The following is a 15,381-nucleotide window of genomic DNA, read 5'->3' on the forward strand; positions in this document are numbered from 1 at the left end:
CTTTGACGATGACTTCAGGGAATCGGGGGGAATCGAGAGTTAACCGTCTGTTAGGGTTAACAGATTATTGCTGGAGCGAACATTGCGTCGAACCTTTCCCTGTTCCGATTCTAGGCCGGGCGCAAGACTATAGGAATACAGGGATAAGCGACATGCCCGCGGTCTCAGCTGCGTCTTCATTCAGAACCGTTCTTTTCCGGGGGGCTTCGGCTGCGCTTCTGGCGATCGCGCTCGCAAGCTGCTCGACAACCGGAAAAGACCGGATGACGACCGGTTCGATTCCGAAGACGTCGCAATCTCTCGACACGATGAACAGCACTGATCTGGCGCAGGCAACTGCGACGTATGGCAAGGCCTATGACGCCAATCCTAGGGATCGCGATGCCGGCGTCAATTATGCCAATGCCTTGCGCATGAGCGGCCGCAACGACCAGGCGCTTGCCGTCATGCAGCAGGTGGCAATCGCCAATCCGAGCGATCGCGGCGTGCTGGCGGCCTACGGCAAGGCGCAGGCGGCGGCGGGGCAACTCGACGAAGCGCTGTCGACCATCGACCGCGCGCAACTGCCGGACCGGCCGGACTGGCGGCTGGTTTCGGCGCAGGGCGCCATCCTCGACCAGCTCGGGCGCTCCACCGATGCACGCGCCAAATATCGCGATGCCCTCGTGCTGGCTCCCAACGAACCGACCATCCTTTCCAATCTCGGCATGTCCTACGTGCTGACCGGCGATCTCAAGAATGCGGAAAGCTATCTCCGCACGGCCGTCGCACAGCCGGGCGCCGATAGCCGCGTGCGGCAGAACCTGGCGCTGGTCGTCGGGCTACAGGGCCGCTTTGCGGAAGCCGAACAAATCGCTCGCCAGGAACTGACGCCGCAACAGGCAAACGCCAACGTCGCCTATCTGCGCGGCATGCTGGCGCAGCAGAACTCCTGGCAGAAGCTTGCCGCCAGCGGCGACAGCAAGAAAGTCGCCCAGCAATAGAACAAGAGAGCCGTAACGGCTTTCCCGCGCAACTTTCGAAAACGGAAATCATCCGCCAATCGGCTCAGGCGAACGCCCGGCAACCACCGGCCTTTAACGCCAGATGTGGCGTGGCAGCCCCTCGACGACAAGCCGCGCGCCGAGAGCGCCCATCACAACCCCGGCCACCCGGTCTATCCATAACTTCGCACCGAGATAGATCGCGCGCGGCCGGTTCGAAGAAAAGGCCATCGTCACCACCGTGTACCAGCCCACTTCAACCAGGAAGACTGCGGGCGGAACCGTAAACAGCAGCCAGGGCGCCGGAGCCACCGGCAGAAGTGCGGCAAAGATACTGCCGTAGAAAATGGCCGTCTTCGGATTGCTGAGCTGCGTGCCGAGCGCAAAGAGGAAATTGCGCATCACACCGCCTGCCGCCGGCGTTGTTGGCGCATCGATGGGAAGATCGTCCGCAGCGCTGCGCCAGATGCGGATGCCGACATAGATCAGATAGAGACCACCGGCGACCTTCAGCGCCAGATACAGCCATTCGACTTTCATCAGCAATGCGCTCAAGCCGAACAGGGCCAAGGTCGCGAAAATGACACTGCCCGTTCCCATGCCGAAGGCTGCCGCAAGACCTGCCTTGCGCGAGCGGGAAACAGCGATGCGCGAAACGAGCACGAAGCTCGGGCCGGGGCTTACCGCCCCGATGAAGACTGCTGCGATGACGCTGAAAAATATTGCCAAGGATGACATGCGAGACCTCCCAATATGGGCGACACGAACGCCAGGCGCCTTTGCGGAACGATGCGCCTGACGCCCATCGGCGACATTGCATGGAAGATAATCATGCCCGCTTGCCGCGAGCAAGTCGGCGGCTCAGAATTTGTCCATTGCCTGAATGATCGCCGGGCCGAGAATGACCGCCATCAGGACCGGCAGGAAGAAGACGATCATCGGCACGGTAAGCTTTGGCGGCAGCGCGGCCGCTTTCTTTTCCGCCTCGTTCATGCGCTCGTCGCGGCCTTCCTGCGCCATAACGCGCAAAGCCTGCGAGAGCGGCGTGCCATAGCGTTCGGCCTGGATGAGCGCCTGCGTCACCGATTTGACGAGTTCGATCTGCGTGCGGGCGGCGAGATTGTCAAAGGCGGTGCGGCGATCCTGCAGGAAGGAAAGCTCGGCCGTGGTCAGCACCATTTCCTCGGCGAGCGCCGGGGACTGCTCTGCCATTTCCTCGGACACGCGATGCATGCCGGCTTCGATTGAAATGCCCGACTCCACGCAGATCAGCATCAGGTCGAGAGCATCCGGCCAGGCACGCTTGATCGATTTCTGGCGCTTGGTCACCAGATTGGAGATATAAATGTTCGGCGCGTAGAAGCCCAGATAAGCGAAACCGATGACACCAAGCAGCCGGATCGGCAGGGGCTTTGCGGCAAACCAGCCGAGAACGAAGACGACGACGATCGCAACCGCCAGAAACAGGAAGGGCAGCAGGAATCGCGCCACCAGGAACATGTTGAGCGCATTTTCCGAGCGCAGGCCGGCGGACCGCAAGCGGTTGACGGTATTGGCGTCGACAAGTGCATTGCGCAGGTTGAACCGTTCGACGATCTGCCTGACATTTCGATTGTTGTGGCTGCGTAGCGACGCCTTGCCGCCCTCCGCACTCAGCCGCGCACGTTCACGGGCGCGGATCTGCTCGCGCTCTGTCGACACGGCCTTCATACGCTTGCTGAGATCACCACGCTCCAGCAGCGGTATGGCGATGGTGTAGAAGGTCGCGAAGACGGCAATGGCAACCACAATGGCAAGAAGGGTGCCGGGATCGGTCAAATTGGCAGCCAGATCGGACATGGGCTACGCGGCTCCTTCCGCTCAGATCTCGAAATTGACCATGTTGCGCATGATGAAGATGCCGAACGACATCCAGATGCCGGCCCCAATCAAGATCAGGTGGCCGCGCGGATCGGTGAACAGGATCATCATATATTGCGGCGACGTCAGATAGACGAGCAGCATCACGATGAAGGGCAGAGCGCCGATGATGACGGCGGATGCCTTCGCCTCCATCGACAATGCCTTGACCTTTGCCTTCATTTTCTTGCGTTCGCGCAGCACCTTCGAGAGGTTGCCCAGCGCCTCCGACAGGTTGCCGCCCGCCTGAGCCTGAATGGCAATGACGATCGAGAAGAAATTTACTTCCTGCAGCGGCATGTGGTTTGTGATGCGCGCGCAGGCGTCCGACATGCTGAGACCGACCTGCTGCGCTTCGACCACCCGCCGAAACTCCGTCTTGACAGGCTCACGCGCTTCGCCGGCCACCAGCCGCACCGCGTCGTTGAGCGGCAGGCCCGAGCGAAGCGAGCGCGTGATGACATCGAGTGCGTTCGGAAATTCTTCGAGAAACTTGTTTTGCCGGCGCTTGATGAGGAAGCCGAGAATCCAGCGCGGCAGCCCGAAAGCGACGGCAAAGAACAGCCCCAGGATAACCAGGGGCGGAGCGCCGACAATGAAAAAGATCAGCACCGCGAACAGGCCGAACAGCACGCTAAAAACATAGAAGCGCGATGGCGTCAACGACAGCCCGGCCTGCGCCAGACGTGCCTTCAGCGACTGCTTCTTCTTCGTGTTTTCGCTCTGTCGCCGCTCCAGATCCTTGAGTGTATCCTGCACCGACTTGCGCCGCTTGGACATTTCCTGAACGCGATCGCGTGCAGCCTTGACCTTGGCGCGATCGGTCTCGGCCTGTTTGACCCGGTTGACCCGGCTATCGGCCTTTTTCTGTGTCTCGATCCGTGAATAGAGAATGCCGTAACAGACCGCGGCGGCGGAGACCGCCGTCAGCAGGACAATCAGCAGCACTATCGGATCGATACCAAACATCGCGAACCCTATTGCGCCTTCTGTTCCATCTCATCGAGGGCGGCTGCCAGACGCCGCTCCTCGTTATAGTAGCGAGCACGATCCCAGAAATGCGGCTTGCCGATGCCGGTGGAGACGTGCCGTCCGATGATCCGGCCGTTCGCATCTTCGCCCTCGATCTCGTAGCGCATCAGATCCTGGGTAATGATCACATCGCCTTCCATGCCGATCACCTCGGTGATCTGGGTGATGCGGCGCGAACCATCACGCAGGCGGGCGGCCTGGATGACGACGTCGACGGAGCTGGAAATGATCTCACGCACGGTCTTGGCCGGCAGGCTGAAACCGCCCATGGCGATCATCGATTCCATGCGGCTCAGGCATTCGCGCGGCGTATTGGCGTGGATCGTGCCCATGGAGCCGTCGTGGCCTGTGTTCATCGCCTGCAGCAAATCGAAGACCTCGGGTCCGCGCACTTCGCCGACGATGATGCGTTCGGGGCGCATACGCAGGCAGTTCTTGACGAGATCGCGCATGGTGATCTCGCCCTCGCCTTCGATGTTCGGCGGGCGGGTTTCGAGGCGCACCACATGCGGCTGCTGCAATTGCAGTTCGGCGGTGTCTTCGCAGGTGATGACGCGTTCGTCGCGGTCGATATAGTTGGTGAGGCAGTTCAGAAGCGTCGTCTTGCCCGAGCCGGTACCGCCTGAGATGACGACGTTGCAGCGCACGCGGCCGATGATCTGCAAAAGCGTCGCGCCCTCCGGCGTAATGGCACCGAAGCGGACGAGCTGATCGAGAGTGAGCTTGTCCTTCTTGAACTTACGAATGGTCAGCGCCGGCCCGTCGATCGCCAGCGGCGGTGCGATGACGTTGACGCGCGAACCGTCGGGAAGGCGCGCATCGCAGATGGGGCTGGATTCATCGACACGGCGGCCGACCTGGCTGACGATGCGCTGGCAAATGGATAGAAGCTGCGAATTGTCTCGGAAGCGGATTTCGGATTCGACGGTCTTGCCGCCGACTTCGATGAAGGTCTGGCCGGCACCGTTGACCATGATGTCGGCAATGTCATCGCGAGCGAGCAGTGGCTCCAGCGGGCCATAGCCCAGCACGTCGTTGCAGATATCCTCGAGCAGCTCCTCCTGCTCGGAAATCGACATCGCGAAATTCTTGATCGTGATGATATCGTTGACGATATCGCGGATTTCCTCGCGCGCGGCCTCGTTGCCGAGCTTGGAGAGCTGCGACAGGTCGATCGTATCGATGAGCGCGGAGAAGACCTGCGATTTCGTATCGTAATATTCTTCGGTACGCGCTGTGCGACGCCGGCTGGGCGTCTGCATCGGCGGCGGAGCGACCTGCTGACGCGGCTGCGCGGCATCACGTGACGGCTCTATCAGCACGGCCGGCGCCGGTGGCCCGCCTGCGGGAGCGGGTGCACGCGCCGGTACCGGCGGAGGCATCGCGCCGCCGCTCTTTGCAGGACCTTCACTTCCGCGCTTGCCAAACATGTCTTCGATCCAATTCTACTGCTGCTGCATGGCTTTCACGAAAGATCAGCTTTCAGAAGGCCACGCGAAATCATAGGGTTACTTCCGCTTCAAAAGGCCAAGCAAACCGCCCTTCCTTGCCTTCTTCAAAGCGACACGCCCGGTGACGATGTGCGATATCTGCGAGAAAGTTTCCGCGATCGGCGACTTCGGATCAGTCTCGGAGATCATCTGTCCACTGTTGGCGGCATTACCGAACAGGTTGATATCAAAAGGTATGATGGCGATCGGGTCCGTCTCCAGCGGCGCGCAGAATTCCGAAGGATTGATCTCCGGGCGCTTCGGCATGCCGACCTGATTGAGAATGAGGTGCGGTGCCTTATCGTTGGGCCGCAGCTTGCGCAGAGCATCGATCAGATTCTTGGCGTTGCGCAGATTGGCGAGATCGGGCGCGGCACAGATGACGACCTCGTCTACCGCGCTCAGCACCGAGCGCGTCCACTCCGTCCACACATGCGGCACGTCGAGAACCGCCACCGGCGCGCTGCGCTGGAGAACGTCGAGCACCGGCAGGAATGCCTGCCCTTCGAAATCATAGGCACGATCCAGCATCGAGGGCGCTGCTAGCAGCGACAGATGCTGCGAACATTTGGTCAGCAGCCGATCGAGAAAGACTTCGTCGAGGCGTTCCGGCGCATAGACGGCCTCGGCTATCCCCTGGGCAGGGTCCTGGTCGAAATCGATATTGGCGGTGCCATAGGGCAGATCGAGATCGGCAAGAATGGTTTCGGTCGAGAAAAGGCTGGAGATTCCGAAGGCGCAATTATGGGCGATGGTGGATGCACCCACTCCACCCTTGGCGCCAATGAAAGCAATGCTGCGGCCCAGCGGCTCGGCATCGGGATCGATGAAGATCGAAGCCATCGCCGTCATCAGATCGATCATATCGGTCGGCTGTACGATATATTCCGAGATGCCGTTGCGGATGAGTTCGCGGTAAAGACCGATGTCGTTGTGATAGCCGACGATGATGACCTTGGTGCTCGGATCGCAGACTGCGGCGAGCGGCTCGAGTTCCGCCAGGAGGCCGCGGGGATTGGCGCGTGTCTCCAGAATGATCAGATTAGGCGTCGGCGCCGAGGCGAACATGTTCGCCGCAGCGGCCACACCGCCGCTGGTGATCCGCAGGCTGACCTTGGACATGCGCCGATCATTGGCGCACTGATCCATCACCTGCTGCAGCTGCTCGCTTTCGCAGAAGGCATGTATGGAAATGCGCGGCAGCGGCCGCAGATTGTCGAGATTGCCCGAGCGCGAGACCTCCTCCGCTTCTGCGGGAGTCGGGCCGATATCGTATTCGATGGCGTTCATGATTTCATCCTGTTCCGCCGGCCTCTTGCGTTCAATTTCCGCTGCCGAAGCCGCCGACCGTCGCCGTGCTGGTCGGGGTTGAGCCGCTGCGATAACCGCTGATGACCTTGCTGCGCTGATCGGCATCGATCGGCGTCATCGCGCGCGGCGAAATCAGATCGGTCGGATTTGCGACCTGCGCTGCCAGATTGTGCTGGGTCGCACAGCCGAAATTATAATAGTTCTGATTGTCGAATGCGTTGTCGGAAAGGTCGTCCGGCCACTGGCCGCAGGCGTTGGTGGCCGCCGTCGTTGCCGTAAAGCGCAGGCGGATCGGCGCAGCATCGCCCGGGCCGCCGGCCGGGTAATAGCTATTGACGATTCGCGCCGACGGAATGCCGTTCGTGACCAACTCCCGACGGATCTGCGAGTTGAGCGCCGATGCGGCGAAGGCATTTGGCGATTGCCGCGGCGAGAGGATTTCCACCGTGCCGCTTGCATGCGCGCGATAATCCTGCACGAAACCCCGAACCGTATCGCGCATACCTGTTGTCAGATGCCGGTCACTGGCCGCGACCGGTATATCGACGCTATGCTCTTTTTCGGTAAGCACGATGGGATGCCGTTGGCGATAGTCATCCCTGATGGCGCTCGTCGTCATGCCATCCGGGGAGCCCGCGCAGCTGCTGACAGCCGATATCAGCGCCAATGTGGGGAGGATCAGCATCGATCTTGAGAAACGAGGCCGGGCACCGCGGGGTGTATTGCGTTCGAGGCTGGCCATCTCTTGCTCTCTCGTTGACCTCGTTGAAAAGGCTGGCGTCATGGTCCCGCTCCTCACTTGTAGATGAAGCCGACTGTGCCGTGGAAATCGGCATCGGCGACCGGCGGACCATCCTTACGGCCGTAGATCTTGTTGACACGGTTCATGAAGAAGACACCGGCATCGTTCGTCGGGGAAAAATTGTCGTCGGGACGGGCAAGCTTGTCGCGCGCTACGGGGCGCACGAGATAGGGCGTCGCGATAATCACAAGCTCGCTCTCATCCCGCTGGAAGCTCTTCTGACGGAACAGGGCGCCAAGGATCGGGATCTTCGATGCGCCAGGCGTTCCCGAGGTCGTCTGCTGCACGTTGTCGCTCAGCAAGCCGGCAAGAGCGATCGATCCCCCGGATGGCAGCTCGACCGAAGTATTGGCGGCGCGCTGGTTGTAGGTCGGGGTGGATGACGATGCGACCGGTTCCGAGACCTGAGTCTGCACATGCAGGCTGATACGGCCGCCGGCCAAGACCACAGGCGTGAAGGCCAGCGTGATGCCGTATGTATAGGGCGTGATCGTCGTGTTGCCGTCCTTGTCGGTGGTGGAGTAGAGCGTCTGGCCACCGGAATTGAAGGTTGCAGCCTGTCCTGAAATGGCGGTCAATGTCGGCTCCGCCAGGGTGCGCACGGCACCGGCCTGTTCGAGAGCATTCAGATAGGTGCTGATATTGTATTTGCCGAGCGCATATTTGAAGAGTGTCGAGAGACCACCCGCGCCGGTAGCGTTTGTGGGATCGCCGTTTACTCCAAGGAAATTCGTGGTTCCGCTGTTTCCGATATTGCCGAGTTGAGCGACGCCCAGGCCGGAGGAATTGCTGACCAGATTGTCGAAACCGATCTGCTTCAGGACGCTGCGCTTGATTTCGGCGACGGTGACCTTGAGCGTCACCTGATCCTCGCCTTCGATCTGCAGCATATTGACGATCTGCGAGGTCTGCCGCCCTTCGGCGAAAATGGCGACCGCGTTGTTGTCGCCGCTGCCGGAGGCAGTCTGGTTTCGTGTCGTCGCTTCGCCGCCCTTGAGGAAGGCCTGGGCGAGCTGCTGTGCGCGGATCGAATCCTGCGGCGTGCGCACCATGCCTGTCAGGACGATGTTGTCGGAGATGATCTCGACGTTGATGTCGGAGTCCGGGATGAAACGCTTGATATTATCCTGCAGGCCAGCAATGTCGCGCTCGATCTGGAGATCGAGGCTGACGATCTCCTTGCCGTCTGCACCGAAGATGAAAATGTTAGTCTGGCCGACCGTCTTGCCGAACAGATAGATGCGGCGAGAGGTGCGGGTCACCGCATCCGCCATCTTCGGATCGGAGACAAGGATGTCGTGGGCATCGGCCGGCAGATCGACGACAAGCGCCTTGTTGAGACCGAGCTTCAAAGTGCGCTTCGTGCCGAGGCCGGCAATCGTGACGATGCTGTCCGAGCCGCCCGCAAAAGCGGTGGCCGTGCGCAGAAAGGCCGGAACATCTGCCAAGGGCAGGCCGGCAAAGGCAACCGAGAAGGAGAGGCTTACGGCAAGGGGGAAGCTGGCTTTCTTGCTTGTCTTTAACATGGTCTCGCCCCTTCTCATTGCGGTTTCGGCCCGCTGGGGCCGTCGGTTACGATCGCTCCAGATTTGATGACTTGTATCATGCTGCCGCCATTGTCCCCGGCCAGCAGATAATCGGCGGCCGTCGTATCGGGCTGCTGCGCGTCGGCAACGGAGCGCAGTGCCAGCGTCAGGCGATCGGCCATCTGATGAGCGACCGCCAGGACCTTCGTCTGGTCCGGCGTCAGCTCCAGCGTCGCAGTTGCTCCAACGACCGCCTTGCTTCCGTCCTGCTTTTCCTCGATCTGCTGATCGACTGCCAGGACGCGCACGTTGCTGAGCACGGTTTCGGTGACGAGCTGCTGCTGCGAACCCTTGCGCACCATGATGACATCGACGCGGTCATTCGGAAGGATGAAGCCGCCTGCGCCGGTGGCGACGGAAATCTCCGTGGCGACGGCCCGCTTGCCTGCCGGCAGCAATGAAGAGAGGATGCGGCTGCTGGAATCGGCGACCTTCTCCTCGCGGATCGGCTCGCCCTCGAATATCGGCAGGCGAACAACGGCACCGGTCAGATCCTTCAGAGCATCTGGGCGCTCCCGTTCGGTGATGAGGCCTTTGACGATGCCGCTTTCCGGCCAAGGCATCCAATGGATCGACTGCTCGTTCAGACGCGCGCCGACGGGCAGATTGGCACCGGCAACGAGGACGTTGACCGTCGCCTCCTTTTCCACGACCGCCGCAATCTGCTGAGGAACGATATTGCGCGAACCAGCCAGACGCATCGCGAGCAGACCGGCCATCCCGGCCGCGACGGCTGCCACTGCGAGTATCATTATGCGAGCGGGTTTCATGGTCATTCCTTGAGGAACAGGATTCTTCGCCCCACAGAATGACCGGCAATTGGTGTAATTATGGTTAATGGTAAGTTACATTTATTGTTACTTAACCATGATTACTTGGTGTATATTAGAAAATATATATGTGCGAGTTCGGTTTTTACTCGCGGGCTCAAGACATGCTGCGCGTGGCCGCAATCAGGAGCGGTGAAGACGGAAAGGCTATGATGCCACCGATGGCAATGGCAACTCCGTAGGGAATTTTCTTGGCGATCACCAGCGAATTCGGCAGCGGAAGACCAATGGCCAGTATCGTGTCGGCCTGGGAGCGCACCAGAACAATCAGAATTGTCAGCACGCCGCCGATGAACGCGACATAGACGAGGAATTCGATCAGGGATGAATCGAAGCCGAACCAAAGCGTAGCAGCGGCCAAAAGCTTTGCATCACCGCCGCCCATGACATTCAGCGCAAACAACGCAAAGCATGCAAGAAAGACAAGACCCGCACCGGCGAAATGTATTCCGATTTCCGTAAATGACAATCCGAAGAAGGATGCCAAGACCAAGAATGCCACCGTAAGCGCTAAGGATACGTGATTTGGTATCGTCATGGTCTGCAGATCGGAGATCGCTGCGATCGACATACAGAGCGGAAATATGAGTAACGCGGCAATTTCCAGCATGCCTGATCTCTTTGAGATTTACGACGGAAACCGCTCATTTTTACTGAGCGGCCTCCCAAAATATCACTATTTACCAACAAAGACTTACTTGGTACCGACGCCGGCGCCAGAAGTGTTCATCTGCTTAGCAATATTCGAAAAAGTCGAGCTGAGCGTGCCACCCAGCGTCGTAGCGCCGGTGATGATGGCAACCGAGATCAGGGCGGCGATCAGGCCGTATTCGATTGCGGTCGCGCCGGATTCATCCTTCAGGAAACGCGAAAAAAGCTTGGACATAAGTTTAACTCCACTTTGTTGACAGCACGTCCGCCAACTGTTGCCGTTGATCGGATGAGTTGCACGGTAGCTTCCCGCCGTTTCTATCGCTTTAAAGAATTAGGTTAATGCGCTGTAAATACAGAGGCGAAAATAGAATAGTTAATGTGAGATCTATGTTATTCCGTACGTTTTTAAAGAAAATCTTTAGCGTAATAGAAATTATTAGATGCATGAATATTAGCGCGATATACGATTTGGCTCAAAACAATACATGATCTGCGCAATCAGGTGGCGATGAAGGTCTGCTTGGGACATATGCACCATAATCGCATGACGGAAGACGACCTTAATCGTTCATTCACCATTCTTTCTCATTCTATCCAGAAATTCTTTCCACTATCGCTTTCCAAGAGGCCAAACCATGCCAATCGGCGGCAGAACAGCATTCCTTGCCGGCATTGTCGCCACGGCCGGCATGATGCCACAGCTTTCACACGCTGCCGGAGAAAGCATGCTGCGCGTCTATATGGATCACGCGCGCGTGTTGAAGCTGGACCGCCCCGTCAGCAAGGTCATCGTCGGCAATTCGCAAGTCGCAGACGCGACAGTCGCCGATCCGAAAACCATCGTGCTGACCGGCCGCAGCTTCGGCACGACAAACATCATTCTGCTCGATACCGACGGCAATGCCATCGTGGACGAGCAGATTCTGGTGTCGATCGACGAAGGCAACACAGTCCGTGTGTTCCGCCAGACGGACCGCGCGGTGCTGTCGTGCACGCCCAATTGCGAACAGCATGCCCAACAGAACAATACGACGACGGCCCCAACGACTGCTGCCGGACAATAACAACATTCGATAACGCAAATATTCTAAAGTAAATTAGGAGCAAATGATAATACCAGTTTCCTCTAAATATGAAGAGAGAAGAGAAACGGTTTATCAAGAAAGCAATTCTAGTGTCATCCGCGTGTAAATCGCCGCGGACTTCCCATGACGCCAGATAATACCCTTCACGCCAATACGGGCCGCGCACGCCGCAGTGCCCAAAGCAGCTTGCGTGAATTCGTGCGTTCTCGGGACGGGACAGCAGCGATCGAATTTGCCTTGCTTGCCATCCCCTATTTTCTGATCGTCTTTGCGATCATCGAAACCTTCGTCGCCTTTACCGCGGAGCAGGTCGTCTCAAACGCCGTCGATACTCTGTCGCGCCAGATCCGGACCGGACAGATCACGGCAGCCAACACGACTTCGCAGCAATTCCGACAGGCATTCTGCAAAGAGATTGCCGTGCTCATTACCTGCTCCTCTACCGAAGTACAGACGCCGGCGAACCTTTATCTCGACGTAGAGAGCTATTCGAGTTTTGCGTCCATGCCGACGACGATCCCCCGTACGTCGTCGACAGATCCTTATTCCGATCTCAGCACCACCGGATTCACTTTTACGCCCGGCGGCGCCAAGTCGCTGAACATGGTACGCGCCTATTATCGCTGGAAGATCATAACGGATCTGCTGCGCCCCTATCTTACCAACGTGCATCCAACCGACGGCTCGGCGTCAGTCTATCTCATCGTCGCAACCGCGGCCTTTCAGAACGAGAATTATCCGTGAGCGGCCTCAAGAGCATGATCGGGAAAGAAAGTACGCCCTTTGGCATCCTGAGACGCTTCGTTCGCGATAAAGACGGCGTCGGCGCGATCGAATTCGCCATTCTTTTTCCCGTATTGCTGATGCTCTATCTCGGTGCCTTCGAGCTTACCGTCGGCCTCAATGCCTCGAAACGCGCCAGCCGTTCTGCAGGTTCGATTGCGGACATCATCTCGCAGCAGACGTCAGTCACCAAGTCCGTGCTTGCGGGCATGCCCTCCGTTGCCGGCGCGATCTTCGCACCCTATAGCACGACCGGCCTGACGCTGAAGGTCACCGGCATTGCCATCGACACGACCGGCAAGGCGACCGTCGCCTGGTCCTGGGCGCAGGACGGAACCAGACCATATACACCAGGCTCCACCGTCACGGTGCCGGCCAACATGAACCAGGCGAGCACATTCCTCGTCCGTAGCGAGCTTGCCCTGCCCTATCAGCTCCTCAGCTTCGGTGCCAATTTCCTGCCAAGCGGAACAAACCAGATCACCATCAGTCGGCAATATTATTATCGGCAACGCGTCGGGAATTCGATCAGCTGTAGCGATTGCTGAGCGCTTCTCATCGAAACGGAGTCCCGGCGGGCCATTCCAAACGGAAAATTGCCAAGTCGATGCCTCCGTTATATGGGTGACGTCCAATAACCCGGAAGACCTGCCGGGTGACGGCATTCTATCGGGTGATCTATGGCGCGCGCCTTTCTCTTCGTTCTGGATTCTTTCGGTGTCGGCGGCGGCCCGGATGCGGCAAGCTATGGTGACGAGGGCGCCGATACGTTTGGCCATATCGCCGAGTTCTGCGCTGCAGGCGCTGCCGACCGCGAAGGCCTGCGTCAAGGTCCGTTGACATTGCCGATCATGTCCGGCCTCGGCCTGCTGGAGATCGCCAAAGCGGCAACGGGCAATTATCCTGCCGGCATGCCTCTGCCGGAAAAACTCTACGGCCTTTATGGCTGCGCGAGCGAAACCTCCCGTGGCAAGGATACGCCATCGGGTCATTGGGAGATTGCCGGCACGCCCGTCATGTTCGACTGGGGTTACTTTCCGGCGGAAGGCGATGCCTTTCCGCCGGAGCTGGTGAAAGCCATCTGCGAAGCGGCCGATCTGCCAGGGGTTCTCGGCAATTGCCACGCCTCCGGCACTGATATCATCGCAAAGCTCGGCGAAGAGCACATTCGCAGCGGCAAGCCGATCTGCTATACATCGTCCGACTCCGTCTTCCAGATTGCAGCACACGAACAGCATTTCGGGCTCGATAGGCTGATCGGTCTCTGCAAGATCGTGCGCACGCTGCTCGACCCCTACAATATCGGCCGCGTGATCGCCCGCCCCTTCATCGGCGAGACCATGGCGACATTCGAGCGAACCGGCAACCGCCGCGACTTTTCCGTATTGCCGCCCGAACCGACGCTGCTCGACCGTCTGGTCAAGGCCGAACGCACGGTGCATGCCGTCGGCAAGATCGGCGATATCTTTGCCCATCAGGGCGTCTCCAAGGTCATCAAGGCCAATGGCAACATGGCGCTGATGGATGCGACGCTGAAGACCATAGACGAAGCCGAGGATGGCGATCTGGTCTTCACCAATTTCGTCGATTTCGACATGGTCTACGGCCACCGTCGCGACGTGCCGGGCTATGCAGCGGCACTCGAGGCTTTCGACGCGCGCCTGCCTGAAGTGCACGAGAAGCTGAAGGCGGGCGATCTCGTCATTCTGACGGCCGATCATGGCTGCGACCCGACCTGGCGCGGCACCGATCATACGCGCGAACGCGTGCCCGTCATGGCTTACGGGCCGGGCATCCGCTCGCGCTCCATCGGCGTCCGCCAGACCTATGCCGATATCGGCGAGACGGTTGCGAAACATCTGGGAATTGCGGCAGGGCCGCACGGGAGGAGCTTCCTTTGACATCGCATTTGAAGAAAGTGGAGCTGCACTGTCATCTGGAGGGCGCGGCTCCACCGGCATTGACGCTCGCGCAAGCGGAGAAATACGGAGTCGACACAAGCGCCTTCCTCAAGGACGGCATTTACCTCTGGAAGGATTTTGCCGAATTCCTCGTCTGCTACGACAAGGTTTCCGAGGTCTACCGCACCGAGGAAGACTATGCGCTTCTGACGGAAACCTATCTGGAAGAGCTTGCCGGCATCGGCACGATCTATAGCGAACTCATCGTCTCGCCCGACCATGGCGACCGCATCGGCCTCGGCGCTGACGCCTACATGGCCGGCGTTTCGGCCGGTATCCGCGCCGCGAAGGCAAAAACGGGCATCGAGGCACGGCTGATCGTGACAGGCGAACGGCACTTCGGGCCGAAGCGCGTGGTGAAGGCAGCGGAATATGCCGCCAGGAGCGACAATCCGCTGATAACAGGCTTCAACATGGCCGGCGAGGAGCGCATGGGCCGCGTCGCCGATTACGTCCGCGCCTTCGACATCGCCCGTGAGGCCGGTCTCGGCATTACCATCCATGCCGGCGAAGTCTGCGGCGCCTTTTCCGTCGCCGATGCCGTAGCTCTGGTGCGCCCGCAGCGTATCGGCCATGGCGTGCGCGCTATCGAGGATATGAATCTCGTCAAGCGCCTTGCCGATCTCGGCACCGTGCTGGAAGTCTGCCCCGGTTCCAACATCGCGCTCAAGGTCTTTCCGGATTTCCAGTCGCATCCGCTGCGCACACTGCGCGACGCCGGCGTGAAGGTGACGATCAGCTCCGACGACCCGCCCTTCTTCCACACATCGCTGGAGCGAGAATACGAGCTGGCCTCGTCAGCCTTCGGCTTCAGCGACGACGAAATCGATGCGATGACACGCACGGCGATCGAAGCGGCCTTCGTGGACGAGGCAACACGGGCGGCATTGCTCGCGAAGCTCTAAAAGCGTGGCTTAGGCCGCAGATTGGGGATGAAATCTCCAGAAGTGGCCTATTTTCTTGCA

At 59.3% G+C, this 15,381-nt stretch carries 16 protein-coding genes; 6 read left to right on the forward strand and 10 right to left on the reverse strand.

Annotated elements, in window-relative coordinates; genetic code table 11:
• The first annotated feature begins 152 nt into the window (after positions 1-152).
• Positions 153-983 (forward strand): tetratricopeptide repeat protein, encoded by an 831-nt coding sequence (locus AC13RM_RS26640; protein WP_374823784.1) that lies wholly within the window; start codon positions 153-155, stop codon positions 981-983.
• A gap of 93 nt (positions 984-1,076) precedes the next feature.
• Here the strand turns inward: AC13RM_RS26640 and AC13RM_RS26645 are convergent, their stop codons facing one another.
• From AC13RM_RS26645 to AC13RM_RS26690, 10 genes are all read right to left on the reverse strand, one after another.
• Positions 1,077-1,721 carry a LysE family translocator gene (locus tag AC13RM_RS26645; protein ID WP_374823787.1) on the reverse strand — a complete coding sequence of 215 codons (645 nt, stop codon included), beginning with the start codon at positions 1,719-1,721 and terminating at the stop codon, positions 1,077-1,079.
• A gap of 123 nt (positions 1,722-1,844) precedes the next feature.
• Positions 1,845-2,822: a type II secretion system F family protein gene (locus AC13RM_RS26650; RefSeq protein ID WP_374823790.1), complete on the reverse strand. Its 978-nt coding sequence runs from the start codon at positions 2,820-2,822 to the stop codon at positions 1,845-1,847.
• Between the two features lie 21 nt (positions 2,823-2,843).
• A complete protein-coding gene (locus tag AC13RM_RS26655) occupies positions 2,844-3,851 on the reverse strand; it encodes a type II secretion system F family protein (protein ID WP_374823793.1) in 1,008 nt (335 codons plus the stop codon).
• An 8-nt stretch (positions 3,852-3,859) separates the two neighbouring features.
• Positions 3,860-5,344, reverse strand: a complete 1,485-nt coding sequence (locus tag AC13RM_RS26660; protein ID WP_374823796.1) for a TadA family conjugal transfer-associated ATPase — start codon at positions 5,342-5,344, stop codon at positions 3,860-3,862.
• Positions 5,345-5,422: 78 nt separating this feature from the next.
• Positions 5,423-6,694, reverse strand: coding sequence for a CpaE/TadZ family protein (locus tag AC13RM_RS26665; RefSeq protein ID WP_374823799.1), 1,272 nt, complete (start codon positions 6,692-6,694; stop codon positions 5,423-5,425).
• 31 nt (positions 6,695-6,725) lie between these two features.
• Positions 6,726-7,457, reverse strand: a complete 732-nt coding sequence (locus tag AC13RM_RS26670; protein ID WP_374823802.1) for a CpaD family pilus assembly protein — start codon at positions 7,455-7,457, stop codon at positions 6,726-6,728.
• A gap of 53 nt (positions 7,458-7,510) precedes the next feature.
• The gene (locus tag AC13RM_RS26675; protein WP_374823805.1) at positions 7,511-9,043 is read right to left on the reverse strand and encodes a type II and III secretion system protein family protein; all 1,533 of its coding nucleotides are present in this window, start codon (positions 9,041-9,043) and stop codon (positions 7,511-7,513) included.
• Positions 9,044-9,057: 14 nt separating this feature from the next.
• Positions 9,058-9,873 carry a Flp pilus assembly protein CpaB gene (cpaB, locus tag AC13RM_RS26680; RefSeq protein ID WP_374823808.1) on the reverse strand — a complete coding sequence of 272 codons (816 nt, stop codon included), beginning with the start codon at positions 9,871-9,873 and terminating at the stop codon, positions 9,058-9,060.
• Between the two features lie 157 nt (positions 9,874-10,030).
• Positions 10,031-10,543 carry an A24 family peptidase gene (locus AC13RM_RS26685; RefSeq protein WP_374823811.1) on the reverse strand — a complete coding sequence of 171 codons (513 nt, stop codon included), beginning with the start codon at positions 10,541-10,543 and terminating at the stop codon, positions 10,031-10,033.
• 84 nt (positions 10,544-10,627) lie between these two features.
• On the reverse strand, positions 10,628-10,819 hold the full coding sequence (locus tag AC13RM_RS26690; protein WP_374823814.1) for a Flp family type IVb pilin: 192 nt from the start codon (positions 10,817-10,819) through the stop codon (positions 10,628-10,630).
• 403 nt (positions 10,820-11,222) lie between these two features.
• Between AC13RM_RS26690 and AC13RM_RS26695 the strand changes: the two genes are divergently transcribed.
• The 5 genes from AC13RM_RS26695 to AC13RM_RS26715 all read left to right on the forward strand — a co-directional run bounded on the left by AC13RM_RS26695 (position 11,223) and on the right by AC13RM_RS26715 (position 15,321).
• Positions 11,223-11,651, forward strand: coding sequence for a pilus assembly protein N-terminal domain-containing protein (locus AC13RM_RS26695; RefSeq protein WP_374823817.1), 429 nt, complete (start codon positions 11,223-11,225; stop codon positions 11,649-11,651).
• Between the two features lie 144 nt (positions 11,652-11,795).
• Positions 11,796-12,416, forward strand: coding sequence for a TadE/TadG family type IV pilus assembly protein (locus AC13RM_RS26700; RefSeq protein WP_113230211.1), 621 nt, complete (start codon positions 11,796-11,798; stop codon positions 12,414-12,416).
• A 14-nt stretch (positions 12,417-12,430) separates the two neighbouring features.
• Positions 12,431-13,003, forward strand: coding sequence for a TadE/TadG family type IV pilus assembly protein (locus AC13RM_RS26705; RefSeq protein WP_113230245.1), 573 nt, complete (start codon positions 12,431-12,433; stop codon positions 13,001-13,003).
• 132 nt (positions 13,004-13,135) lie between these two features.
• Complete coding sequence (locus AC13RM_RS26710; protein WP_285175880.1) at positions 13,136-14,356, forward strand: phosphopentomutase; 1,221 nt, start codon at positions 13,136-13,138, stop codon at positions 14,354-14,356.
• Positions 14,353-15,321, forward strand: coding sequence for an adenosine deaminase (locus AC13RM_RS26715; protein WP_374823821.1), 969 nt, complete (start codon positions 14,353-14,355; stop codon positions 15,319-15,321). The genes AC13RM_RS26710 and AC13RM_RS26715 overlap by 4 nt, the downstream gene beginning before the upstream one ends.
• The last annotated feature ends 60 nt before the right edge of the window (positions 15,322-15,381 follow it).

It is taken from the genome of Martinezella sp. CNPSo 3732, assembly GCF_057784515.1.

Bases quoted from the DNA above. Each gene is read 5' to 3' on its own strand.
- AC13RM_RS26685 (WP_374823811.1), bottom strand. From the start codon at position 10,543: ATGCTGGAAATTGCCGCGTTACTCATATTTCCGCTCTGTATGTCGATC.
- AC13RM_RS26655 (WP_374823793.1), bottom strand. From the start codon at position 3,851: ATGTTTGGTATCGATCCGATAGTGCTGCTGATTGTCCTGCTGACGGCG.
- AC13RM_RS26670 (WP_374823802.1), bottom strand. From the start codon at position 7,457: ATGGCCAGCCTCGAACGCAATACACCCCGCGGTGCCCGGCCTCGTTTC.
- AC13RM_RS26640 (WP_374823784.1), top strand. From the start codon at position 153: ATGCCCGCGGTCTCAGCTGCGTCTTCATTCAGAACCGTTCTTTTCCGG.
- AC13RM_RS26675 (WP_374823805.1), bottom strand. From the start codon at position 9,043: ATGTTAAAGACAAGCAAGAAAGCCAGCTTCCCCCTTGCCGTAAGCCTC.
- cpaB (WP_374823808.1), bottom strand. From the start codon at position 9,873: ATGAAACCCGCTCGCATAATGATACTCGCAGTGGCAGCCGTCGCGGCC.
- AC13RM_RS26660 (WP_374823796.1), bottom strand. From the start codon at position 5,344: ATGTTTGGCAAGCGCGGAAGTGAAGGTCCTGCAAAGAGCGGCGGCGCG.
- AC13RM_RS26665 (WP_374823799.1), bottom strand. From the start codon at position 6,694: ATGAACGCCATCGAATACGATATCGGCCCGACTCCCGCAGAAGCGGAG.
- AC13RM_RS26650 (WP_374823790.1), bottom strand. From the start codon at position 2,822: ATGTCCGATCTGGCTGCCAATTTGACCGATCCCGGCACCCTTCTTGCC.
- AC13RM_RS26700 (WP_113230211.1), top strand. From the start codon at position 11,796: ATGACGCCAGATAATACCCTTCACGCCAATACGGGCCGCGCACGCCGC.
- AC13RM_RS26705 (WP_113230245.1), top strand. From the start codon at position 12,431: ATGATCGGGAAAGAAAGTACGCCCTTTGGCATCCTGAGACGCTTCGTT.
- AC13RM_RS26695 (WP_374823817.1), top strand. From the start codon at position 11,223: ATGCCAATCGGCGGCAGAACAGCATTCCTTGCCGGCATTGTCGCCACG.
- AC13RM_RS26710 (WP_285175880.1), top strand. From the start codon at position 13,136: ATGGCGCGCGCCTTTCTCTTCGTTCTGGATTCTTTCGGTGTCGGCGGC.
- AC13RM_RS26690 (WP_374823814.1), bottom strand. From the start codon at position 10,819: ATGTCCAAGCTTTTTTCGCGTTTCCTGAAGGATGAATCCGGCGCGACC.
- AC13RM_RS26645 (WP_374823787.1), bottom strand. From the start codon at position 1,721: ATGTCATCCTTGGCAATATTTTTCAGCGTCATCGCAGCAGTCTTCATC.